This window comes from Rhodococcus sp. IC4_135, from assembly GCF_011602025.1.
Lineage (GTDB): Bacteria > Actinomycetota > Actinomycetes > Mycobacteriales > Mycobacteriaceae > Rhodococcus_F > Rhodococcus_F baikonurensis.
Genome location: NZ_JAAOLG010000010.1, coordinates 39,597 through 62,074, shown reverse-complemented (window position 1 = coordinate 62,074; position 22,478 = coordinate 39,597). Strand labels below are relative to the sequence as shown.

Genomic DNA, 22,478 nt, shown 5'->3' with positions numbered 1-22,478 from the left:
CTACTGCGCGTCTTCCTGAGCTATTCGCTGGACGACGGGCAGCAAATCCTCGGCGAGTAGTTCTTGGAGGAACACCGCGGCGACGCGGTGTTGACGGTCCAGGACGATCGTCGTCGGAATGACCGACGTGGGGTAGCCCTTACCGAGGGCGATCAGCGAACGCATCGACGGGTCGTAGATCGACGGGTACGAGACCTTGTTGTCGACCACGAAGTCCTGCGCCTTGTTCTTGGTGTCGTCGCGGACGTTGATGCCGAGGAACTGCACGCCCGAATCCTTGGTCTGCTCGTAGACCTGTTCCAGGTCGTCGGCTTCGGCCCGGCACGGTCCGCACCACTGACCCCAGACGTTGAGGACGACGACTTTGCCCTCGAAGTCGTCGACGCCGACCTTCTGGCCTTCGTTCATCAGGTCTGGCCCGGAGAGCTTGCCGATGGTGCCTCGGTCGGACGGCGGATCGTAAAAGATCTTGGTTTGTCCGCCCGGTGATACGAAGTCGAAAGTTCCGCCCTGTGCGACGGCGTCGTCGCCGGTCGCGCAGGACGAGAGAAGAAGCATCGCGGACGCAGCGGCTGCGAGTGCTGCAGCGATGCGGCGCGAAATCATGCTCCTGTCACTCTCGGGTCGGAGGCGCCGGCGGGTTCGGAGTAGACGATGTCAACCAGGGTGTCGCCCTCGTAGACCAGTGAAGTCAACGAGGCCAGGCCGCACTGACGGTGGCGAGGGTCGTGCCAGAGTCGCTCGCCCTGCAGGAATCGGCGCAGGGTCCAGACCGGAAGCTGATGGCTGACGACGACGGCTTCGTGTCCGACTGCCGCGACGCGTGCGGCGTTGACGGCTGCGAGCATGCGATGCGCGATCTGCAGGTAGGGCTCGCCCCAGGACGGGGTGAACGGGTCACGCAGTTTCCACCAGTGACGCGGACGTGAGAGCGCACCGTCCCCGACGGCAACCTTGAGACCTTCGAACTCGTTGCCTGCCTCGATGAGGTTTTCGTCCGTGACGATGTCGAGCTTGTGTGCCTCGGCGATCGGCGTCGCAGTTTCCTGTGCTCGCTGCAGCGGCGACGCGACCACGTGCGTGATGTCGTGATCGGCGAGCACCGACGCGACCGCACGCGCCTGGGCTTCGCCCGCCACCGACAACCGGAAGCCCGGGAGCCGTCCGTAGAGGATCCCGCGCGGGTTGTGAACTTCGCCGTGGCGAAGGACGTGGACGATGGTGCGGGTGGACGTGTGGTCGGGGTGATCGGCGTCGGTCACAGTCGAGGGTCCTCGCTGAAGAAGATGGATGTCGGAAGCGTGCGGTTGTTGCTCGAGCTTGAACGTGTCAGGACTTGACGGCAGCGGCTGCGGCCTTGGCAGCGTGGGGCATGGCGTCGGCGATGATCGAGAATGCTCGATCATCGAGTGCTGCGGAGACGAACCACGCTTCGAACGCGCTCGGCGGCGGGTACACGCCGCGGGAGAGCAGTGCGTGGAAGAACGCGGGGAATCGCCAGGTCTGCGCGGCTTTGGCTTCGTCGTAGTTGGTCACGGTGTTCTCGGTGAAGAACACGCTCACCAAGGTGCCTGCGTACTGCACTCGGTGCTCGACGCCTTCGGCGGTGAGGGCTTGGGTCATGAGGTCGCCGAGGGCGGTCGCGTTCCGACCGAGCTTGGCGTACACCTCGGCGTCGGCGGCGCGCAGACTTGCGAGTCCGGCGGCGACAGCTACGGGGTTACCCGAAAGGGTGCCGGCCTGGTAGACGGGACCGTCTGGCGCGAGGTGGCCCATGATGTCGGCGCGGCCGCCGAATGCTGCGGCGGGCAGTCCGCCGCTCATGACCTTGCCGAAGGTGTAGAGGTCGCCGGCGACGTTGTCGATGCCGTACCAACCCGAGGCGCTGACGCGGAATCCCGTCATCACCTCGTCCATGATCAGGAGCGCGCCGTGCTCACGGGTGAGACGACGCAGACCCTCGTTGAAACCGGGAAGCGGCGCGACGGCGCCCATGTTTCCGGCGGCAGCTTCGGTGATGACGCACGCGATGGCGCCCGGATTGGCGGCGAACGCCGCGGCCACTGCATCGAGATCGTTGTAGCGGACGACGATGGTGTCTTCGGCTTGAGCGCCGGTCACACCGGGAGAGGTCGGCAGCCCGAACGTCGCGAGGCCCGATCCGGCATCGGCGAGAAGGGCGTCGACATGGCCGTGGTAGCAACCGGAGAACTTGATGATCTTGGTGCGTCCGGTGAATCCACGGGCGAGGCGGACTGCGCTCATCGTGGCTTCGGTTCCGGAGTTGACCAGGCGAACCTTTTCCACGGGCGCGACGCGGGCGACGATTTCCTCGGCGAGGGCAACTTCGCCTTCGGTCGGCGCACCGAAGGAGAGACCACCGAGGGCTGCTTCGCGAACTGCTTCGACGACTGCCGGGTGAGCGTGCCCGAGAATCATCGGACCCCAGGACGACACCAGGTCGACGTAATCGTTTCCGTCGACGTCGGTGAGGGTGTAACCGGACGCCTCGCGGATGAACCGCGGTGTTCCGCCGACCGAACCGAACGCGCGGACGGGCGAGTTGACGCCACCCGGAATCACGTTGCCGGCACGTTCGAAGAGCCGAGCGGAGTTCGTTGCATGCACGTCGGGATCACCGGAAGACACAGTCACGGCTTCCAGTGTCCCAGTTCTGTCGAATCTGACAACGACAGGGTGTAGGACTTCGGTGCTCGAGGCGAGTTTTCCGGTCGAACCGGGCCCCGCGTGAGACGATTTCCGGCATGAAGCGACTGTTGACGACGCTGATGGTCTCGGCTGCGATTCTTCTCACATCGTGTGGTTCGGACGCTTCGAATGACGACAAGGCGACAACGTCGTCGCCGCCGAGCGCCACCGACTCGGCTCGAACCACCGCGGCAACGAGCACCGACCCGGCGTTTCTCGGAGGGTGTTCAGCGGTGTCCGTCTACGTTCAGCAGCGTGTTCAGAGCGGCGAGACGTCGACGCAGACAGCGGGCGCCGACTTCCTGAAGATCGTCGAGAACGACCCTTCGTACCAGGCTATGTCCGAGAGCGAGAAGGAACTCTTCCGCCAAGGAATCGAAGCGGGTGCCGCGGGCTCCTGCTGAATGTGAGGGTTGGGATCGAACCGGGTTGCCCGCGGTGCGCTACGCGCTATCGTCGGTTCCATGGCCACCACAGCGGACCACCTCAGGACAACACTCGACGGACGCTGGCGGGAGGTGCGTGAGCGCGTTCGCGGCGAATTGAACGACGAACGTTTTGCTCCGCACTACACACCCAACACCGCCATTGCGCGCTCCAAGGCTCTCGAACAGATGCGCGTCCTCGCCGATCTCGGCTACGCCGCAAACGGTTTCGCGGTCTCTCACGGCGGAACGGGCGACGCGGGTGGCGCCGTCACCAGCATCGAGATGCTCGCGATGTCCGACCTCTCACTGATGGTCAAGGCCGGTGTCCAGTGGGGTCTGTTCGGCGGCGCCATCGAAAACCTCGGCACCGAGCGTCACCACCAGGCATACGTCAAGCCGCTGATCGATCTGGACCTGCTCGGTTGCTTTGCGATGACCGAGACCGGTCACGGCAGCGACGTCCAGGAACTCGAAACCACGGCAACCTACGACGTCGAGACGGGTGAGTTCGTCGTCAACTCCCCCACTCCGTCCTCTCGTAAGGACTACATCGGCGGCGCTGCCCAGCACGCGACCGTCGCGGCAGTGTTCGCACAGCTGATCACCGGAGGCGAAAGTCAGGGCGTCCACTGCTTTGTCGTGCCGATTCGTGACGACGCCGGCAACGACCTCCCCGGTGTCACGACGTCCGACTGCGGGCTCAAGGGCGGGCTACCCGGAGTCGACAACGGCCGCATCGTCTTCGACCAGGTCCGCATCCCGCGTGAGAACCTGCTCAACCGTTACGCCGACGTCGCCGAGGACGGCACGTACAGTTCGGCGATCGAGAACCCGAACCGTCGTTTCTTCACGATGGTCGGCACGTTGGTTCGCGGACGTGTGACCGTCGGTGGTTCGGCGGCAGCGGCCGCCCGCGTCGGATTGGCCATTGCCGGTCGATATGCCCTGCAGCGCAGACAGTTCAGTGCTCCGAAGAGCGACGACGAGGTCCTGATCATGGACTACCTGGTCCACCAGAAGCGTCTGCTGCCGTTGATCGCCCGCTCGTATGCTCTGCAGTTCGCACAGAACGAACTGGTCGCCGCGATGCACGACATTCAGAGCAGCGACGACCCGGACCCGCAGGAGCAGCGCGAACTCGAGGGTCGCGCCGCCGGACTCAAGGCCGCCAACACGTGGCACGCCACTCGGGCCATCCAGGAGGCACGCGAAGCCTGCGGTGGCGCAGGCTATCTCGCCGAGAACCGCCTCACCGCGCTCAAGGCTGACACCGACGTCTTCACCACGTTCGAGGGTGACAACCACGTTCTGACTCAGTTGGTTGCCAAGGAACTACTCACCTCCTACGCCGACGAAGTTCGCGGCATGAGCCCGGTCGACTGGATGCGCTTCGCCGCTACGACGGTCTCCGACGTGGTCAAGAAGCGCACGGCAGCGCAGCAGATCCTGCAGACGATCGTCGACACCCGCCAGGACAACGAAGAGGACGGCAGCCTCTTCAACCGCGGCACCCAGATGAAGATGTTCGAAGATCGCGAAGAGTACCTACTCTCCACTGCGGCAAGGCGATTGCAGGCAGCACAGAAGCGCGAGGAAAACCCGTTCGACGCGTTCAACTTCGTACAGGACCACGTGCTCAAAGCCGCTCAGGCGCACATCGAGCGCGTCATCCTGGAAGCATTCGTCGCGGGCATCGACTCGTGTGAGGACGAGACCGCAAAGGAACTCTTCGGCGAGGTGTGCGATCTCTACGCGCTGTCCGTCATCGAGGAGGACAAGGCCTGGTTCATGGAGCACCGACATCTGTCGGTCGAGCGTTCGAAGGCCGTGACGCGCGGAATCAACGAGCGGTGCCGCACCCTGCGTCCGCACGTCGAGACGCTGATCGACGGCTTCGGCATCCCGGACATCCTGCTGGGGTCGGCGATGTTGGACGGTCCGGGCACGGACGCCGTACGGCTGAAGTAAAAAGTTCGGGTGGGGTCGGCAATCGCCGGCCCCACCACGCTCAGTGTGCTGCTGCCTTCTTCGACTGCCGAGAGGCGAGCAGTCCGGTCAGGCCGAGTGCCGCGACCAGCCAGATCCCCAGAACGAGCAGGTGCGGTCCGGCGCCGTTCCCACCGAAGTAGATGACGGAGCGGATGGGCTCCATGGCCGCTGATCCGAGCCAGAACGAATGGATGTGCTGCCAGAATCCGGGCAGGAACGACACCGGGATGGCACCGCCCGAACTCGGGAAGTTGATGAAGACGAGCACCGTCAGCACCGCGAAGATCGCGGCCTGCCCGAGCAGTCGATTGAGCAGGATGCTCACCGCACCGACGGTGAACGTGTAGAGCATCGAGATCCCCAGCAGTTGCACGATCTGACCGACCGACGCCCCGAAGGCGTGCATGAAGATGCTGGTGATTCCGAAGGCGATGAGCGGGGTGAGTACCGCCGCACCGGCCAGGATCGAATACTGCTCTCGCAGCCGCATTCTCGGCGCAACCTGACTGAGCACCGTGATGGTCAGGTAGCCACCGAGGGTGCAGACGATCAAGAAGTAGAAGAGCCCGACGGTCGAGGAGTCGCGCGCCGTGACGGGCGCCGAGTCGATCACCGTGACCTGCTGCCCCGTCTGCTCCGCGACGGAATGCGCCAAGCTGCTCACCACGGAAACCGTCGAGGCGCCCGCGCCGGTGGCGATATGTGCGGTCACGGTGTCACCGATCTCGATGGCGCCGATCGCGTCGCGGTTGTCGATCCGAGAGAGTGCGTCGGCGGCGTTGGCGGTGGCAACGATGTCGAACTTGTCACCCGACGACGCCTGGATTCCGTCGATCAGCGGGGCCGTGACGGACGACGGACCGACCACCACGATCGGGGCCTGATTCGGCGTCGGTGAGTGGAACGCGCTGACGTAACACAGGCAGAACATGATGACGAAGAACAACGGAAATGCGAGTCCACTGCCCACCATCTTCCAATTGGTCGGCGGATCGACAACCTCTTCGCTGGGAACCCGGACGTCGGTATCTGTCATATTCCACGCTCTCTTCACTCACCACATCTAGCTGTCAACACCGTTGACAGACTCAACAGTCAACACCGTTGACACGTTATAGTCAACGTCGTTGACAACGAAGTCGGCACGCGAGCACAGAGGTCGATGTCGTGACACCCACGAAGCACACGCCAGAGCAGGAACAGCCCTCGACGTCCGAGGCGATTCGCGCCGCAGCATTCCGACTATTCGGTGAGCACGGGTTCGGTGGCACGTCGGTTCGCGCCATCGCCAAAGTTGCCGGAATCGATCCGGCCCTGGTCATCCGGCATTTCGGGTCGAAAGAAGCGCTGTTCCTGGAAACCACGCCGGTTGCGGACTACTTCGAAGGCCAGTTCGACGGCCCACTCGACACCCTCGGTGAGCGGATCGCAGCATTCGTCCTGGGCAAGGCCGACGCCCGGATGCTGTCGGTGTACACAGCGCTCATGCGGGCGTCGGACAGTCCACGGATCCGGGAGCGACTGCGCGAGATGACCGGTACGTTTGCCACCAATCTCGCCGCTCGCCTCGACGGCGAAGACGCGTACACCCGAGCACTCCTGGTCTCCGCCCAGGTGTCCGGCTTGTTGAGCGTCCTCAGCGACGAGAGCATCCCCCAGTCGGCAGATCGCGACGAGTTGGCAAAACTCTACGGCCGGGCGATGCAGACGCTGATCGATCAGTACTGAGCGATGACCTCGTCGGCAAACCGTCGAATCGAGTCGAGTCGCGCCTGACGATCACCGACATCAACTCCGTAGCGATACCACGGCAACACTCTGATTTCCGTGACTCCGAGAGTCTCGAGTTCGCGATATCCGTCCAGATCGCGAACATCCGTCGGCGAGACGTTGACGCCGAAGGGAGCATCGGCACGACCGTACTCGTCCCGCAATTCCGTGAGACGATCGATGGCGGAGGCCAATTCGGCTTTCGTCGTGTTCACCGACATCCAACCGTCAGCCAACCTGGCTGCGCGCCGCAATCCCGGTTCACTGTGCCCACCGATGTAGATCGGAACAGGAATCTCCGGAGCAGGACTGATCATCAGCGCGTCGAAATCGTAGTGCTTGCCATGGAATTCGACCCATTCGGGTCCACGTCCCGCACACACGGCCTTGATGATCTCGATGGCTTCGTCGGTACGCGCACCGCGGGTTCGCATCTCGGTACCGGTGAAAGTGAATTCCTCGGGAATCCAGGACAAACCGACGCCGAGAGCGACGCGGTTCCGCGACATCACCGCCATGGTCGATACCTGCTTGGCCGTCAACAGCGGATCACGCAGTGGGAGTTTGAACACGTTGGTGTAAAACCGAATTCGCGACGTGACGGCCGCCATTGCGGCCATGGCAATGAAGGGATCGGGCATCGGTGTCTCGGGCGACCACATCCGCTTCCCGTCAGCGGTGTACGGATACGGCGCCGACACCCGCTCTGGATAGAACACGGAATCCGGCATCGCGATTCCGTCGAAACCCACCTCTTCTGCGACCTGCGCCAACTCGCACAACTCCAGGGCGTCGATCATCGCGCCCGCCAAGGACCACTTCATCGTTCCACCATTTCGCCGCTACACCATTTCGTCAATCGCACGTCGAAAACCCTTCCATCTGCAGGAACTCACGCCGGCGACATCCAAGCATCGCCGAAGAACATGATGTCGGTGATAGTGCGTACGACGCCGTGAATGTTGCCGTCCCAAGCAGTCAACACCGATGCGGGACCCCAGATCACGTAAGGCACAGTCACATTGGCGTACTCCTGCACCCTGCTGATCGCCTCACGGACAGCATCGTCCGTCGATGCAGTCTGCACAGCCGTGATCAGCGCGTCCATCTCCGGGTCCGCGAAGCCGGACGGGTTGTTCTTCGAATCACTGGCCATACTGTTGTACACATTGAGGTACGGCGCTTCTTCTCCGACCGGAGCGCCACCTCTGGTCATGTCGAAATCGTGGTCCCTGTATACCCGTCGAACCAGATCGGTCACATCGGTGGCGTAGTCGATGGTGACGTCGAAACCGATCGCGTTCAGCGACGCCTGAACCGTCAGTGCCGTCGCTTGTTGGCTCGGCTCCGAGGTGGTGAGATAACGGAGTTTCCCGTCGTACCCGTCGGACTTCGCTTGATCGAGCAGCGCTTTTGCCTTCGCCGGGTCGAACGGAATGCCTGCTGTGTTGTTGTACCAACGTGATGTCCGCGGGACCAGTTCGGAACTGGCGGTGCCCAATCCGTTGTTCGCACGGGTATTGACTGCCGCCGGATCCACCCCGGAGGCGATCGCCTGACGAATACGCACATCGGCCCCGGGCTTGCCCTCGCGATTGTTGATCGTGCCGATCCCGTTCTGTCCGGTCGGACTGAGGTAACCCGAGTATCCGTCGTCGAGAGCTTGTTTGATGACGGCCTCGTCTCGCAGAATGTACGTCATGTCGATCTGACCGCTCTTCAGCGATTCGTACTGAGACTGTGCGCCCGAAGTAGGAACGAACCGCAGTGTGTCCAGTGAAGGTTTACCGCCCTGATAATCCGTACGTGCGGCGAGTACCAGTTCTTCGTGCGGCGCGAACTTGGCCAAGGTGAACGGGCCCGCCCCGATCGGCGTGAACGCTCCGTCCCCGGTTCCTGAAACAGACCCTGCCTCTCCGCCTGAACTTCGCGCAACGATCATTCCGGGGCCGAGCGACAACAGCGCCGGGAATTGACTCCAGGGCCGCTCGAGGATGAATTCGACAGTGGTGGCGTCGGGCGTCTCGATCCGATCCACGATGTTGAGCCAGGTCTGCGATACATCGCCCTTACCTGCCACGAATCGATCGATACTCCACTTCACCGCTTCCGCGTCGAGCGGGCTCCCGTCACTGAAGGTGAGACCATCAGCCAAAGTGACGGTGTACGAGGTGAAGTCGCTGTTGTTCGACAGAGTCTTCGCGAGTTGCGGTACGAAGCCCCCGCTTGTGGAATCGCTGCGTACCAGCGTGTCGTAAATTGCGGCCATTTCGGTTCCGCCGGTCGAACCGGCGGCTTGCGTTCTGGCGGGGTCCAACGAGGAAGGGAACGAATAGGACCCGAAGGTGAGAACACCTCCGTCGACCCGTTCCCCAGTATCCCGAGCTCCCACGAAACCCGCTGCGCCACTACTTGTCGGTGAATCCGATCCCGCGGTGCCCCCACTACTGGAGGCACACCCGGTCAACCACAATGCACCGGCAAGCCCGAGCGCGACAAAGCGAGGTACGAACCGAATCTTTCTGGTGTACATACGTTCCCAATCTCGTCCGCTGATCAGATCTTGACTACCGTCGACGTCGGGATCGGATGCGAGTCCGCCTTGATCCAGCGCAGCGCCCATGTCCCCTCGGTGTGCGAATCGGTGTCGATCCAGTTGCCGTAGCCGGGATCCTTCGCCGCCACGACGATCGTCATGGTGCCGTCGTCGTTGAGCTTCGCGGTGTGATTGTTGATGTAGATGTTCGTGCGGTTGTAGTCGAGAGACTCGACCCAGAAGTTCTGCAGCACGAAGTTGAAGTACTCGCAGTTCGGGACCTCGGTCTCGATGACCCACGCCTCGTCCTCGGCGAGCTTCCAGTAACCGTGGAAGTAGAAGATCGTCGGATCACCGCCGGCGTCCTGGAAGTAGTCCTGTCCCCAGTCGAAGATCTCGTTGGCGCGGGGCTGGAATTTGCGCGACCACTCCAGGAAGGTCTCCGCCATCCCTTTCACGATCCCGACGGACTTGGTGAGGCGCTCGCCGATCTCTTCCGGAGTCAGCGGGACGAACTCCCCGTCCGGGTTCAGGCATTCGATGGTCAGATCACCGACGACCTCGTTGCGCCGATCCTTGTGGGTTTGCCGAACGGAGATGAGGTTACTTTCGGGCGCCAAAGGCAGCCAGGCACCCTCGGCGGGCTTGTCGACGCTCGCGATGAACTCGAAACGGCCGTTCTCGTCGACCTCGAGGTCGTGGATATGCAGATCGCCGGTCTGCAGCATGGTGCCGTCGATGTGGTACCGATTTACGCGCGAGCCGAAGGTGATCAGCGGGACGGTGCCTCGGGTGCCGATGATCCGGTAGTTGTACTTACCGGAGATGTTGGCACGCATGTAGACGTTGTCCGGGTTGTCGGCACCGATCTTCGTCATCATGTTCGGGTTCGGCGCGGACGAGAACTGCGGCCACCGTGGATCGGTGTACTCGACACAGTTGATCGTGCCGTACCGAAGCAACCGGCTCAGGTAGCGAACGCCCTCGGCTCGAGTCAGCGGATCCTGAGGGACGATCTCGTCTTCCAGGACCTTTCCGACCTCGAGCAGATCTGCGCAAAACTTTTCCCAAACAGCGTTCATGTAAATCTCCTTGTTGTAGTGGGGCTAGGTCTGGGTCGATCAGGGTGTGGTGGCGAACTTCGCTTCGACGTCGGCAGCGCTCACGCCGAACTCCTCGAGCGAATAGCGGTGCGACGGACGACGGTGCTCGGCCAGGCTCGCCTGATGCGACGCCTCCACCGCGGCGCGGGCGTCGTCTGTGAAGGGCAGATCGAATTGTGCGTAGATCTTCTCGACTGTGCCGACCGCGTCGGAGATGAAGTCCTTGTAGTCGACGTCGATGAACTGATCCGGGTTGTAGCGGCTACGGGCACTGTTGAAGTTCGCATTCCCTCTTGCCCACAGGTCCAGTTGCGTGCGCCCGATGGCCGGACGGTCGAAGGCTCTCGACATGTCGTGTCCGCCCTGCTCGGCAAGGCTGAAGGTGGACGCCATCGACGTCAACGGGTCCCGGAAGGTCCGGACGAACAGCGCATCCGGATAAACCGACATGATCTCGTCGATCGCGAAGACATGACTCGGGCTTTTGAGCACCCACCGTCGGTCCTGGTCGTGCAGCCCGATCAACTGCAGGTTCTTCTTGTGCCGCGCATATGTTTCGGTCCAGTCCTGCTTCGCCAGCCACCGGGTGTAGCTCGGTACGTACGCCACGGTCTCGAACGCGGTCGAGAGCATCGTCTGCTGCAGCAGACGCCAACATTCCTCGACTTCCTCCGCCCCCATGAAATGCACCTTCATCAGGTCCGCCTCGTTGCGCTGGCGCGCACGATAGAAAGTGTCGGAGCGAACGTAGTCTGCGTTCTCCGACCACTTGTCGCGCTCGGGGCGCGGCTGCGGCGTCTCGGCGAGCCACATCTCGGCGCCCTGATGCGCTGGGTCGGCACCGAGCAAGCGGTGCAGCGCGGTGCTGCCGGTGCGGGTCAACCCAACCACGAAGATCGGGCGCTCGATCGGAACGTCCATGTGCTCTGGATATTTCGCAAATCCGGCCTCACTGGTCAGGCGACCCGCGAGCGCGCCGATGATCATCTTGCGAGCGATCACCTTGCCGTGCGGAGTGAGGTCGGCCTCGTTCTGGAACGACTCGAGGAGAACTCGAAGCCCTTCGAGATAGCTGTCGCTGCCGAAGTTTTCGTACCCGGTCTCCTCACGCGCGACCTGGTGCAAGTCGTCGACGGAACCGATGCCGTCGCAATCCTGTGTCATCTGTAATTCCTTGTGGGGTGGGTTCAGTGGTGGGTGTGACCGCAGTTGACGTCGAGACATTGCCCCGCGATGGCCCTGGCCGAATCGGACAGGAGGAAGACCACAGCATTGGCAATGTCGTCCGGCTCCGGTAGCCGGCGTAGATCGGTGCCCGCCGCGATTTCGTCGTAAATGGCCTTGGGGTCGACTCCTGCTGCCGCTGCCTTCTTCTCGAACATGTTCTTCACCGAGTCCGCCCAGATATAGCCGGGAGCAACCGAATTGACTCGAACGCCTTTGGGGCCGAGATCGATCGACAAACTGCGTGCCATTGCCAGGAGCCCGGATTTCATGATGCGGTAGGCCCCGAAACCGGGAAGTTGGTTGCGCAGCACCATGGACGTGACCATCACGACAGACCCGTGCGACTCGATCAATGCCGGAGCAAATTCCCTGGTCACGTTCAACGCCGCGAGCAAGTTGATGTCGATGCCCGACTGGATGGACGCCACGTCGGCGTCCAGGATTGGCACCTGCGCGGGTTGAACAAACGCATTGTTCACCAGGCAATGCACCGCACCGAACTCAGCGACAGTTGTCTCCGCCAACGAAGCGATCGAATCGACGTCGGTGAGGTTCGTCGGTACGGCCAACGCAATTCCGCCGCGGTCTCGGATCTCCCTTGCCACTGATTCCAAGCGCTCGGGTGTGCGGGCAGCCAGAACAACTTTCGCTCCGGACGCCGCACTCTGCAGCGCAATCGAACGACCCAGCGCCGGGCCCACTCCCGAGACGACGACAACCTTGCCTGCCAACAGGCCCGGATGGGTCAGCACTGTGCCTGCGGATCGAGAACAACACTGAGAGAAACGATCTTGCAGTCATCGTCGAACTCGAACAGGTCGGTGGCGGCGAAGTCGGGCATCCCGACCCGCTGAACCCGAAGCTGCATGGCTGCGTACTTTCCCGTCACCGAAATCGGCCCGAGCAGGCTGACGGTGAAGTCGACCTGGGCGCACGCCGTGTCGAATGCGCGAATCTCGTCGATCCCGCGGTAAGTCGTGACACCCAGCGGCTCATGTTGAACTGCGTCGGGCGCAAACAGCGCAACCAGGCCGTCGACGTCGTGACTTGCGAGACAATTGACGTAATCTTCTACAGCAGAAACTATTTCAGCCCTGTCAGGCATGGATGCTCCTCGAGTTCAGACGGATCGAGAAATGGTTCCGCGGGCGCGGAGATAGTCGATGATCGCGATCGCAGCGTCCTCGGTCGTCGTGACACTGGTGTCGATGTGGATATCGGGGTGCTGAGGTGGTTCGTACGGCGAATCGATGCCGGTGAAGTTCACCAATTCCCCACGTCGAGCTTTCTTGTACAGCCCCTTGGGATCTCGCTCCTCTGCGACGGCAAGAGCGGTGTCGACGAAGATTTCGACGAACTGTTGGTCGCCGATCAATTCACGGGCGGCATGACGCTCGGCCTCGAACGGTGAAATGAAGGACGCGAGCACGATCAGGCCGGCATCCGCCATCAGGCGGGTGACTTCCGTGACGCGGCGGATGTTCTCGACGCGGTCGGCTTCGGTGAATCCGAGGTCTCGATTCAGCCCGTGACGGACGTTGTCTCCGTCGAGGAGGTAGGTGTGCGCGCCGAGTGCGTGCAGTTGACGCTCGACATCGTTGGCGATGGTCGACTTTCCCGAACCGGAGAGGCCCGTGAACCACAGAACTGCGGGTTGGTGACCCTTGAGCCTGGTGTGCGCGGCCTCGTCGACGTCGACGGATTGCCAGTGAATGTTGTCCGATCGACGCAGCGAGTGCGTGATCATGCCCGCACCGACAGTGCTGTTGGTCAGGCGGTCGATGAGGATGAAGCTACCGGTGTCACGGTTGCCGACGTACGGGTCGAACGGGACGGGCCGATCGAAACTGAGGTTGCACACTCCGATTTCGTTGAGCGCGAGAGTAGTCGTTGCAGTCTTCTCGAGAGTGTTGACGTTGATCTTGTGTTTGGGTTTCGTGATGCGCGCAGTGACGGTGACGGTACCGATCTGGCACAGGAACGGTCGCTCAGGCAGCATGGGAGCCTCACCCATCCAGACGATGCAGGCCTCGAACTGATCGGCGACGGCCGGCGGGTTGTCGCCGATGGACAGCACATCACCGCGGCTGATGTCGATCTCGTCGGCGAGCGTGATGGTGACCGAGCGGCCCGCGCCGGCAACGTCGAGGTCGCCACCCATGGTCACGATGCGCTCGACCGTGGACGTCTTTCCACTGGGGAGTACGCGGATGGGATCTCCGGGAGATACGGTGCCGGAGACGATCTGGCCGGAGAATCCCCGGAAGTCGAGGTCCGGTCGGTTGACCCACTGCACCGGCATCCGGAACGGAGCCGCAGCGGCAGCATCGTCGATGTCCACGCTTTCGAGATGTTCGATCAGGCTGGGTCCGGAGTACCACGGGGTATTCGCGCTGCGCTCGGTGAGATTGTCACCCATGTATGCCGACATCGGAATGGCGACGAACCCGTCGAGACCGATCTCGTGAGCGAACTCTGCGTAATCCGCGGTGATGGCATCGAAGACCTCTTGCGAGTAGTCGACGAGGTCTAGCTTGTTCACGGCCAGCACCACGTGCTTGATCCCGAGCAAGGACACGAGATACGAGTGCCGACGGGTCTGAGTCAGTATGCCCTTGCGGGAATCGACAAGGATCACAGCAAGATCGGCCGTCGATGCGCCCGTCACCATGTTCCGGGTGTACTGCTCATGCCCCGGAGTATCAGCGACGACGAACTTGCGTCGCTCGGTCGTGAAGTAGCGGTAGGCGACGTCGATCGTGATGCCCTGCTCACGTTCGGCGGCGAGACCGTCGACCAGGAGAGCGAAATCGAGCCCCTCCCCCTGCGTTCCGCTCTTGCGCGAATCGGCTTCGAGCGCCGTGAGCTGGTCGTCGAAGACGAGTTTCGATTCGTAGAGCAGACGGCCGATCAAGGTGCTCTTGCCGTCGTCGACGCTGCCGCAGGTGATGAATCGCAGCATGCTCTTGTTCGCATGACGTTCGAGGTACGCCTCGATGTCGTCAGCGATCAATTCAGAGGAAACAGTCATCAGAAGTACCCCTCTTGCTTCTTCTTTTCCATCGACGCACTCGAGTCGTGGTCGATGACCCGTCCCTGGCGTTCGGAAGTGGTGGTGAGCAACATTTCCGAGATGATCTCGGTCAGACTCGTTGCGGCCGATTCGACGGCACCGGTCAGCGGGTAACAGCCGAGGGTGCGGAAACGAACGCTCTTGAGTTCCGGAGTCTCGCCCGGCAGCAACGGCATCCGGTCGTCGTCGACCATGATCAGCGCACCGTCCCGCTCGACGACGGGCCGCTTGTCGGCAAAATACAGCGGAACGATCGGAATCTCTTCCTGGCGTATGTATTCCCACACATCCAGCTCGGTCCAGTTCGAGAGCGGGAAGACGCGCAGGCTTTCGCCCGGCGCTTTGCGGACGTTGTACATCCGCCACAACTCTGGTCGCTGCTGCTTGGGATCCCAGCGGTGCGCAGCTGATCGGATCGAGAAGATCCGTTCCTTGGCACGGGATTTTTCTTCGTCGCGCCGGGCACCACCGAACGCCGCGTCGAATTTGTAGTGATCGAGGGCTTGTTTGAGACCTTCTGTTTTCCACATGTCGGTATGGACAGCGCTGCCGTGAGTGAACGGGTTGATCCCCTGCTTCACGCAGTCCGGATTGGTGTGGACGATGAGATCGAGATCGCCTGCAGCAGCGGTACTGTCACGAAGTTTGTACATCTCGCGAAACTTCCACGTGGTGTCGACATGCAACAGCGGAAACGGCAGCTTCGACGGATAGAAGGCCTTGCGCGCCAGATGCAGCATCACCGCGGAATCTTTGCCCACCGAGTACAGCATCACCGGGTTCTCACTCTGCGAGGCAGCTTCACGCATGATGTGAATACTCTCGGCTTCGAGTCGTTCGAGGTGCGTCAGTGTCGCGGTCATCGGCCCAGTTCCTCCAGTGCTTTCGGGGCGAGTTCGGGCAAGCAGATGAGGAGATCCGGCAACCACGGTTTTTCCTGGTTGTAGCAAAGCTCACTGCCGTCGATACGTGAAACATGCAGTCCTGCAGCACGTGCGACGGCAACGGGCGCCGCCGAATCCCACTCGTACTGTCCGCCCGCATGCGCATAGATGTCTGCGTCACCCGAGACGACCGCCATTGCTTTGGCTCCGGCGGATCCCATTTCGATCAACTCCGCGCCCATGGAGTCGGCCATGCGCATGACCGGTTCCGGACGCCGCGTCCGCGATACGACGACACGAACCGGCGTCGCGGAATCCCGCCCGGTTCGATCATCACCGCTGCAATAGGTGACGCCGAGGGCAGGCATTGCGACCGCACCTGTTGTGAGGACGCCGTTTTCGGCCAGTGCAACATGCACGGCCCAGTCCGATCGGCCGGCCTCGCCGTACTCACGGGTGCCGTCGAGAGGGTCGACGATCCACACCCGATCCGCAGCCAGCCTCGCGAGGTCGTCAACACCTTCCTCCGACAGCATTGCATCCGCAGGGAAGCGTCGGGCAAGTTCGGCGACGATGAATTCATGACTGAGTCGATCGGCCGCGTTCTTGAAAGTCGCGACATCACCGTCGTTTTCGCCGAGGGATTTGCGGTGTTCGAGCAGAAGTTCTCCAGCCGCGGTGGCGATGTCGATCGCCGCGCGTTCATCGTTAGTGCGTGTCATAGGTACTCCACAACTGTGTAGACCTCCCGATCGATACGGGAAGAAAGGTCAGGCCGACCGCAGAGTGTCCAGCGCGATGCACTGGTCTCGATGTGGTCTGCGCCATACCGTAACACCAGAATGAACGATGTTCATTCTATTTCGAACAATGTTCATTCTATGATCTGTATCACATTTCATTCTGGGTGGCGTTCAACAACGAACGGTGTTCGATGTGAATTGAGGATGCCGACCACCGCGACTACGGTGATCAAATGAGCAGTACCAGCAGCAAGTCGATCTACGGCGACGCCGAAGTGCGTCGACGCCGAACGCTCGACGCGGCGATTTCGCTTCTGGACGAGGGCGGCTACTCCGCGCTCACCATCCGCGCGGTCGCCAAACGAGCCGGCACCAGCACCGGACTGATCTACCAGTACTTCGTCGACAAGCAGGACATCTTCGCCGCCCTCCTCAGCGAGAGTCAGCTGGAAATGGCCGATTTCGTGAACTCGCTCCCCCGCGAGCAGGGGCTGAGCGCATTACTCGAGTCCGTGATCTCCGAGTTTGCTCGGCACTGGGCACGGGTGGGCCGACTCACCACCACCTGGCGCGACATCGAAGGCATGGCCGGCTCCGACCGAGAGAGCATGCGGGAACTTCACGCATCCGTAGCGGTCTTCAACTCGGCGTTGGTTCAAGCGCTCACGGAATCTGCTGCAGCCGAAGGAAACCGGTTGATCGACGACCCCGCGCTTGTCCATGTGGTGCTCTCCGGGCTCAAAGGCCTGTCGGACACCATCGTCATCAACGTCGCCAAAGAGATCACACCCGAGCATTTCGTGAACTTCTCCGCCCGGGCGCTCGCGCGGTCCATCACGCAGTGACGGACCGGCACCTTACGAACGAACGAGACGAGCGATGGCCGCCTGAGCTTCCTTGATCTTGACGTCCGCTTCCGGACCACCCTGCTTGGCAGCTTCGACGACGCAACCAGCAAGGTGGGCGTCGAGAAGCTTCAGGGATACGGACTGCAACGCGCTCGTCGCGGCGGACACCTGGGTGAGCACGTCGATGCAGTAACGGTCGTCTGCGACCATGCGCGAGATTCCGGCTACCTGACCTTCGATACGACGAAGGCGCTTGAGCAGATCGTCCTGCTCGGGGCTGTAACTACTCATACCGCAACTATACCCCCTACCCGTATGAGGGCTTCCGGGATGCGACGAAGCCCACCCGGACGCGGCGCACGACATCGATGGCCATCAGCCCCGCCACCAGAATCGACAGCCCGGCACCCGAGATCCAGAGCCCGTCGTAGTGTGTGCTCTCGAACGGCGGAGCGCCCTCGAGTATCGGCCCGAAGTCGGACGTCGTGGTACCCGCTCGCCAGCACACGACCGCCAGAATCGTGGCGGCGACGATCCCGAGGACACCGATCCACGTCTTCACGTCGACGAATGGAGACGGCTGCGGCTCACTCATCGGCAGACCCGTCCGGTTCTACACCAACCGTGACAACCTGGCTCAACGCCTCGCGAAGTGCCCGATCGTCCTTCGCCCACGCTCGCACCAATCCCCCGGTGGTCAGACGCAAGCCGATCCCGTGCCGTCGCCGGGGCACTCCGGACAACTCACCGAGCGCACGAGCCGTTTCCCACGGCTCCATTTCGTCCTCGTAGGCTGCGTCGTCGGACTCCGGGAACACCTCGGCGATCTCGGTGATCGGTACCTCTTCGGTTCCCTGACGCAACGTGGTCGCGGTCAGAAGCACGCTCGCATGCCGGCGCGCGGCAATCACCTGCACGTACACCAATCCGGTGAGGATCACGGCGAACATCGCCAGACCGAACCAGTGCACCACCGGGCCGGTGAACAGTTCGATGACCAGGGCGATCAGGCAGAAGATCGGACCGAACGCGATGGCCCACCACCGAGAACCCGGTTCGTAGTACAGAACGTCCGGGCCGCTTTCGGGAGCACGGTCAACCACGGGCGAACCAACTTCGGGTGGTGTCGCGATAGATCGCGACGCAGGCACAGATCAGCATGACGGGAACGACAAGCGCGAGCACGGTACTGATCCCCGCGACGACCAGCGCGATCTGCAGCACCGCGAACACCCCGGACACGATCACCAGGATCCGTCGGCACAGAGGTTTGCCGGCGCGGGTGGGACCGGCGAGGCCGCCGATCGCGAGGCCGGTCAACAGCAGAACCAGTCCGGACACCCTCACGAAGGTGACGTAGATGTCGATGTTTCCGGCCGAAACGCCTTGATCGGTGAACTGCTCACGCAGCGAATACGACGCGCTGGTGACATTGATCAGGCCGAAGAGTATGAGCAGGAACGCGCTGGCGATCCACAGCCAGAATGCTGCCTCGACGGCCGTCGGGCGCCTGACCTTCGTAGAGATACTCACGGGTTCAAGTGTGCGCTATCCGCTGACGATGCCCGGAATCATGAGCATCAGGAGTGTCACCAGAACAGAGGCTCCGAGGATCGCGAACAAGATCACTTCGGTGCGTGAACCACGTTGGCGCAGTGGCGCGTCGTGGGTGCTTTCCGTACGCAGGGCTTCCTGAGAACTCATCGCGTCCGACCTCTCCCCTACTACTTCAGTGACCCGTTTCACAGTACCCCGAGCTACCTACCGGTTCCCCGCCGGGGGGAAACGAAGAAAGTACGGATTGGACTCTTTTCGGTGCATCATCACGATCGCCCCGACAGCCGCAACTGCCTGCAGGATTTCCGCTCCGCCGAACAGCAGAGTGGCCGCACCGCCGTCGCCGCCGAGCCCGAAGATCACCGGGATCGCGGAGACCAGCATGAAGACGCCACAGAACGTCAGCAACATTCGAGCCCAGTTCTTGCCGCGACTCATCGCGCGCACGAACAGGAGGAACACCGCGGTGACGATCACGACCAGAACCGCAGAGAACACGATGACCAGTGGGAACATGCCCTCCACGTCGGAACGCGTCAGGCCGGCGTCGACAGCTGCTTGGTTTCTGAGCATCTCGTCGACGAACATCGACTTCTGCCCGAGCAGCATCCAGATCATCGCGCCGCCCTGGACCAACCCCAGAGCCGTCACGGCCCACCACAGCTGAATCGCAGTCACGACGTCCGTCGGCGGCTCGAGCTTCGGCTGGGGCCCCGGGTATCCGTTGTAACCGGGGCCGTATCCCGGGATCTGACCCGTCGGCATCGGTCCGAGTTCGCGGTACGGCTGATTCTCGAACGGCTGGTTGTCGTAGGGAGGTTCCCGGCGGGGCGGTTCCTGGCGCGACGGCGGCCACTGCTCGGTCATGACACCAGCGTATCGGTCGACGCCGGCGCAGCCACCATGCGTGACTCCGTCACAGCCACCATGTGTGACTCCGTCACAGCCATCCGGCAACTTCCGACGCCCAGTACGTGAGGACCACGTCGGCACCGGCGCGGCGAATGCTGGTGAGCGATTCGAGAATCGCCGCATCCCGATCGATCCACCCGTTCTGCGCGGCGGCGGTGATCATCGAGTACTCCCCCGAGATCTGGTACGCAGCGACCGGAACCGGAGACCGGTCGGCGGTCTCACGCAGAATGTCGAGGTAGGACATTGCCGGCTTGACCATCACCATGTCGGCGCCCTCGGCGATGTCGAGGTCTACCTCGCGCATCGACTCGCGGCGGTTGGCGCCGTCCTGCTGATAAGTACGACGGTCACCTTGCAGTGAGGATCCGACGGCTTCACGGAACGGCCCGTAGAACGCTGACGCATATTTCGCGGCATAGGCGAGCTGACCGACCTCGACATACCCGGATGCATCGAGCGCACCGCGGATCGCGGCCACCTGACCGTCCATCATGCCGCTGGGGCCGAGCAGGTGCGCACCCGATTCAGCTTGCGCGAGAGCCATTTCGACGTACCGGATCAAAGTTGCGTCGTTGTCGACGGCGCCGGCGGCGGTAAGCACGCCGCAGTGGCCGTGATCGGTGAACTCGTCGAGGCAGGTATCGGCCATGATGACCGTTGAATCGCCGAGTTCTTCTGCCAGAGCGCGCAATCCGACGTTGAGGATGCCGTCGGGATCGGAGGCGCCGGACCCCTGCGGGTCCTTGTCCTCCGCCTTCGGTACACCGAAGAGCATCAGGCCACCGACTCCGGCTTCCACCGCTTCCACCGCGGCGGACCGCAGCGAATCGAGGGTGTGCTGGAAAACGCCTGGCATGGAACTGATCTCACGCGGGGCGTCGATGCCGTCTGCAACGAACATCGGCAAAACGAGGTGCCGGGGTTCGAGCGAGGTCTCAGCCACGAGTCGCCGGAGCGCAGGGGTGCGCCGGAGCCGGCGAGGGCGATGAGTGGGAAACACGAGAAGTAGCCCTCCTTCGTCGGGACCTGTGAGTGGTTGAGGAGTCCACAGACTCCTCAACCACTCACGGGTGCGCTAGCGCCTTCGAGACTTCTTGCGCGGGGGCGGCAAAGCGCCTTCGGCACGCAAGCGAGCTGCGTGCTCGGCGAGAGCCTCCACCAGCGGTCCCACCTGCGAGGTCTCGGGCTGCACGTCGACGCGCAGACCGAACTCGATAGCGGTTTCAGCCGTCTTCGGGCCGATGCACGCGACCAACGTGCGGGCGTGCGGCTTGCCGGCGATGCCGACGAGGTTGCGCACGGTCGAGGACGAGGTGAAGCAGACGGCGTCGAATCCACCGGTCTTGATCATCTCGCGGGTCTCGGCCGGCGGCGGCGCTGCCCGGACGGTGCGGTAGGCGGTGACGTCGTCGATCTCCCAACCACGTTCACGTAGGCCCTCGGCGAGGGTTTCGGTTGCAATGTCCGCGCGCGGCAACAGAACCCGGTTGACCGGATCGAAAACGTCGTCGTACGGAGCGAATTCGGCCAACAGGCCTTCGCTGGACTGCTCACCGGTCGGGATCAGCTCGGGGTTGATACCGAACGAGCGAACCTTGGCAGCGGTTGCTTCGCCGATGCAGGCGATCTTCACACCGGAGAAGGCGCGAGCGTCGAGACCGAACTCCTCGAACTTCTCCCATACTGCGCGAACGGCATTGGTGGAAGTGAAGACGACCCACTGGTAGCGACCGTCGACGAGACCCTTGACCGAACGCTCCATCTGAGCCGGGCTGCGGGGCGGCTCGACGGCGATGGTCGGAACCTCGATCGGGATGGCTCCGTGAGTGACCAGACGGTCGCTCATCTCGCCGGCCTGATCCTTGGTGCGCGGCACGAGGACGGTCCAGCCGTACAGTGCGCGCGATTCCCACCACGACATCTTGTTGCGCTGCGCGACAACCTTGCCGACCGTGACGATGAGCGAGCCCACCAGTTCGGATCCGGCTTCGTTGAGAGTGGCGAGAGTTGCCTCGACGGTTCGCTGCTGACGAGTGGTGCCGCGGACGGTGATGGCAGCGGGCGTCTGCGGAGCCAAGCCGTTCTCGACCAGCGCGCTGGCGGTCTCGGCGAGATGTCCTGACGTTGCATGCAGGACAAGCGGTCCCGGTGCAGCGGCCAGAGCAGCCCAGTCGACTTCACCGCGAACGTCGGCCTCGGTGTGACCCGAGCCGAGCGCCATGCCTGCGTAACTCGGCACAGCCGAACCGGAAGGCAGACCCGGGAGAACCTCGAACTGAACCTGCGTGCGGGCGACTGCGGTGACCTCCGCGATCACGGAATCCGTGGTCAGCGGGTCGCCGGAGACCAGACGCACGACGTCGTGGCCGTTCTTGGCCTCGTGAACCAATGTCTTTGCAACCTCGGCAGGTTCACCGAGTGCCGGACGCACGTCCGCGATCAGCTCGCCGGTCTCCTCGTCGCGGCCCATGTCGATGCCGACGAGCGCGACGACGCCCTTGTCGACGTCCGGATCGGTGAATGCCATTGCGGCGCCGGTGAGGACGTCACGTGCGCGAACGGTGAGCAGGGCGGGGTCGCCCGGTCCCGATCCCACGAACAGGATCCGTCCGGGAGTGTTCTTTCGGACTCGGGTCATCGGTGATTCTCCAGTGCGCTGTATCGAAATGGGAACTTGGTGCAAGTGCGAAGTGGGG

25 protein-coding genes are annotated in these 22,478 nt (G+C 62.6%); 4 read left to right on the top strand and 21 right to left on the bottom strand.

What is annotated here, in order from left to right; all coding sequences use genetic code 11:
* From G8767_RS18955 to hemL, 3 genes are all read right to left on the bottom strand, one after another.
* Positions 1–606 (bottom strand): TlpA disulfide reductase family protein, encoded by a 606-nt coding sequence (locus G8767_RS18955; RefSeq protein ID WP_095970364.1) that lies wholly within the window; start codon positions 604–606, stop codon positions 1–3.
* Complete coding sequence (locus tag G8767_RS18950) at positions 603–1,262, bottom strand: histidine phosphatase family protein (protein ID WP_003941868.1); 660 nt, start codon at positions 1,260–1,262, stop codon at positions 603–605. The genes G8767_RS18955 and G8767_RS18950 overlap by 4 nt, the downstream gene beginning before the upstream one ends.
* A 67-nt stretch (positions 1,263–1,329) precedes the next feature.
* The gene (gene hemL, locus G8767_RS18945; protein ID WP_095970365.1) at positions 1,330–2,655 is read right to left on the bottom strand and encodes a glutamate-1-semialdehyde 2,1-aminomutase; all 1,326 of its coding nucleotides are present in this window, start codon (positions 2,653–2,655) and stop codon (positions 1,330–1,332) included.
* Positions 2,656–2,765: 110 nt separating this feature from the next.
* On the opposite strand from hemL, the gene G8767_RS18940 reads away from it, so the two are divergent.
* Together G8767_RS18940 and G8767_RS18935 are read left to right on the top strand one after the other, a co-directional pair.
* Positions 2,766–3,113 (top strand): hypothetical protein, encoded by a 348-nt coding sequence (locus G8767_RS18940; RefSeq protein ID WP_166811172.1) that lies wholly within the window; start codon positions 2,766–2,768, stop codon positions 3,111–3,113.
* 60 nt (positions 3,114–3,173) lie between these two features.
* The gene (locus G8767_RS18935; protein ID WP_095970479.1) at positions 3,174–5,105 is read left to right on the top strand and encodes an acyl-CoA dehydrogenase; all 1,932 of its coding nucleotides are present in this window, start codon (positions 3,174–3,176) and stop codon (positions 5,103–5,105) included.
* A 40-nt stretch (positions 5,106–5,145) separates the two neighbouring features.
* Here G8767_RS18935 and G8767_RS18930 read toward each other — a convergent pair whose 3' ends face one another.
* The gene (locus tag G8767_RS18930; RefSeq protein ID WP_166811170.1) at positions 5,146–6,162 is read right to left on the bottom strand and encodes an ABC transporter permease; all 1,017 of its coding nucleotides are present in this window, start codon (positions 6,160–6,162) and stop codon (positions 5,146–5,148) included.
* Positions 6,163–6,293: 131 nt separating this feature from the next.
* On the opposite strand from G8767_RS18930, the gene G8767_RS18925 reads away from it, so the two are divergent.
* Complete coding sequence (locus G8767_RS18925; RefSeq protein WP_166811168.1) at positions 6,294–6,854, top strand: TetR family transcriptional regulator; 561 nt, start codon at positions 6,294–6,296, stop codon at positions 6,852–6,854.
* Here the strand turns inward: G8767_RS18925 and G8767_RS18920 are convergent.
* The 9 genes from G8767_RS18920 to G8767_RS18880 all read right to left on the bottom strand — a co-directional run bounded on the left by G8767_RS18920 (position 6,845) and on the right by G8767_RS18880 (position 16,441).
* On the bottom strand, positions 6,845–7,720 hold the full coding sequence (locus tag G8767_RS18920; protein ID WP_166811165.1) for a TIGR03619 family F420-dependent LLM class oxidoreductase: 876 nt from the start codon (positions 7,718–7,720) through the stop codon (positions 6,845–6,847). The genes G8767_RS18925 and G8767_RS18920 overlap by 10 nt on opposite strands.
* Positions 7,721–7,788: 68 nt before the next feature.
* Positions 7,789–9,429, bottom strand: a complete 1,641-nt coding sequence (locus G8767_RS18915) for an ABC transporter substrate-binding protein (RefSeq protein ID WP_166811306.1) — start codon at positions 9,427–9,429, stop codon at positions 7,789–7,791.
* Between the two features lie 23 nt (positions 9,430–9,452).
* Positions 9,453–10,514, bottom strand: a complete 1,062-nt coding sequence (locus tag G8767_RS18910; protein WP_166811163.1) for a DUF1214 domain-containing protein — start codon at positions 10,512–10,514, stop codon at positions 9,453–9,455.
* Between the two features lie 39 nt (positions 10,515–10,553).
* Positions 10,554–11,699, bottom strand: coding sequence for a sulfotransferase (locus tag G8767_RS18905; RefSeq protein ID WP_166811161.1), 1,146 nt, complete (start codon positions 11,697–11,699; stop codon positions 10,554–10,556).
* A gap of 23 nt (positions 11,700–11,722) precedes the next feature.
* Positions 11,723–12,514 (bottom strand): SDR family oxidoreductase, encoded by a 792-nt coding sequence (locus G8767_RS18900; protein WP_166811159.1) that lies wholly within the window; start codon positions 12,512–12,514, stop codon positions 11,723–11,725.
* Positions 12,508–12,867 (bottom strand): nuclear transport factor 2 family protein, encoded by a 360-nt coding sequence (locus G8767_RS18895; RefSeq protein ID WP_166811157.1) that lies wholly within the window; start codon positions 12,865–12,867, stop codon positions 12,508–12,510. Before G8767_RS18895 ends, G8767_RS18900 begins: the two co-directional genes overlap by 7 nt.
* A 15-nt stretch (positions 12,868–12,882) precedes the next feature.
* Complete coding sequence (cysN, locus tag G8767_RS18890) at positions 12,883–14,793, bottom strand: sulfate adenylyltransferase subunit CysN (protein WP_166811155.1); 1,911 nt, start codon at positions 14,791–14,793, stop codon at positions 12,883–12,885.
* Positions 14,793–15,698, bottom strand: a complete 906-nt coding sequence (cysD, locus tag G8767_RS18885) for a sulfate adenylyltransferase subunit CysD (protein WP_124568194.1) — start codon at positions 15,696–15,698, stop codon at positions 14,793–14,795. The genes cysN and cysD overlap by 1 nt, the downstream gene beginning before the upstream one ends.
* A complete protein-coding gene (locus G8767_RS18880) occupies positions 15,695–16,441 on the bottom strand; it encodes a 3'(2'),5'-bisphosphate nucleotidase CysQ (RefSeq protein ID WP_166811153.1) in 747 nt (248 codons plus the stop codon). The genes cysD and G8767_RS18880 overlap by 4 nt, the downstream gene beginning before the upstream one ends.
* A gap of 254 nt (positions 16,442–16,695) precedes the next feature.
* Between G8767_RS18880 and G8767_RS18875 the strand changes: the two genes are divergently transcribed.
* Positions 16,696–17,307 (top strand): TetR/AcrR family transcriptional regulator, encoded by a 612-nt coding sequence (locus G8767_RS18875; RefSeq protein ID WP_166811151.1) that lies wholly within the window; start codon positions 16,696–16,698, stop codon positions 17,305–17,307.
* A gap of 12 nt (positions 17,308–17,319) precedes the next feature.
* Here the strand turns inward: G8767_RS18875 and G8767_RS18870 are convergent, their stop codons facing one another.
* The 8 genes from G8767_RS18870 to G8767_RS18835 all read right to left on the bottom strand — a co-directional run bounded on the left by G8767_RS18870 (position 17,320) and on the right by G8767_RS18835 (position 22,420).
* Positions 17,320–17,601, bottom strand: a complete 282-nt coding sequence (locus tag G8767_RS18870; RefSeq protein WP_003942012.1) for a metal-sensitive transcriptional regulator — start codon at positions 17,599–17,601, stop codon at positions 17,320–17,322.
* A gap of 16 nt (positions 17,602–17,617) precedes the next feature.
* The gene (locus tag G8767_RS18865; RefSeq protein ID WP_166811150.1) at positions 17,618–17,905 is read right to left on the bottom strand and encodes a hypothetical protein; all 288 of its coding nucleotides are present in this window, start codon (positions 17,903–17,905) and stop codon (positions 17,618–17,620) included.
* On the bottom strand, positions 17,898–18,413 hold the full coding sequence (locus G8767_RS18860) for a hypothetical protein (protein WP_124568190.1): 516 nt from the start codon (positions 18,411–18,413) through the stop codon (positions 17,898–17,900). Before G8767_RS18860 ends, G8767_RS18865 begins: the two co-directional genes overlap by 8 nt.
* On the bottom strand, positions 18,406–18,843 hold the full coding sequence (locus G8767_RS18855) for a hypothetical protein (RefSeq protein WP_019744370.1): 438 nt from the start codon (positions 18,841–18,843) through the stop codon (positions 18,406–18,408). The genes G8767_RS18860 and G8767_RS18855 overlap by 8 nt, the downstream gene beginning before the upstream one ends.
* A gap of 15 nt (positions 18,844–18,858) precedes the next feature.
* Positions 18,859–19,014, bottom strand: coding sequence for a hypothetical protein (locus G8767_RS18850; protein WP_003941930.1), 156 nt, complete (start codon positions 19,012–19,014; stop codon positions 18,859–18,861).
* Between the two features lie 57 nt (positions 19,015–19,071).
* On the bottom strand, positions 19,072–19,734 hold the full coding sequence (locus G8767_RS18845) for a hypothetical protein (protein ID WP_095970375.1): 663 nt from the start codon (positions 19,732–19,734) through the stop codon (positions 19,072–19,074).
* A gap of 73 nt (positions 19,735–19,807) precedes the next feature.
* Positions 19,808–20,782: a porphobilinogen synthase gene (gene hemB, locus G8767_RS18840; RefSeq protein WP_021333925.1), complete on the bottom strand. Its 975-nt coding sequence runs from the start codon at positions 20,780–20,782 to the stop codon at positions 19,808–19,810.
* Between the two features lie 75 nt (positions 20,783–20,857).
* The gene (locus G8767_RS18835; protein WP_003941969.1) at positions 20,858–22,420 is read right to left on the bottom strand and encodes a bifunctional uroporphyrinogen-III C-methyltransferase/uroporphyrinogen-III synthase; all 1,563 of its coding nucleotides are present in this window, start codon (positions 22,418–22,420) and stop codon (positions 20,858–20,860) included.
* Between the last annotated feature and the right edge of the window lie 58 nt (positions 22,421–22,478).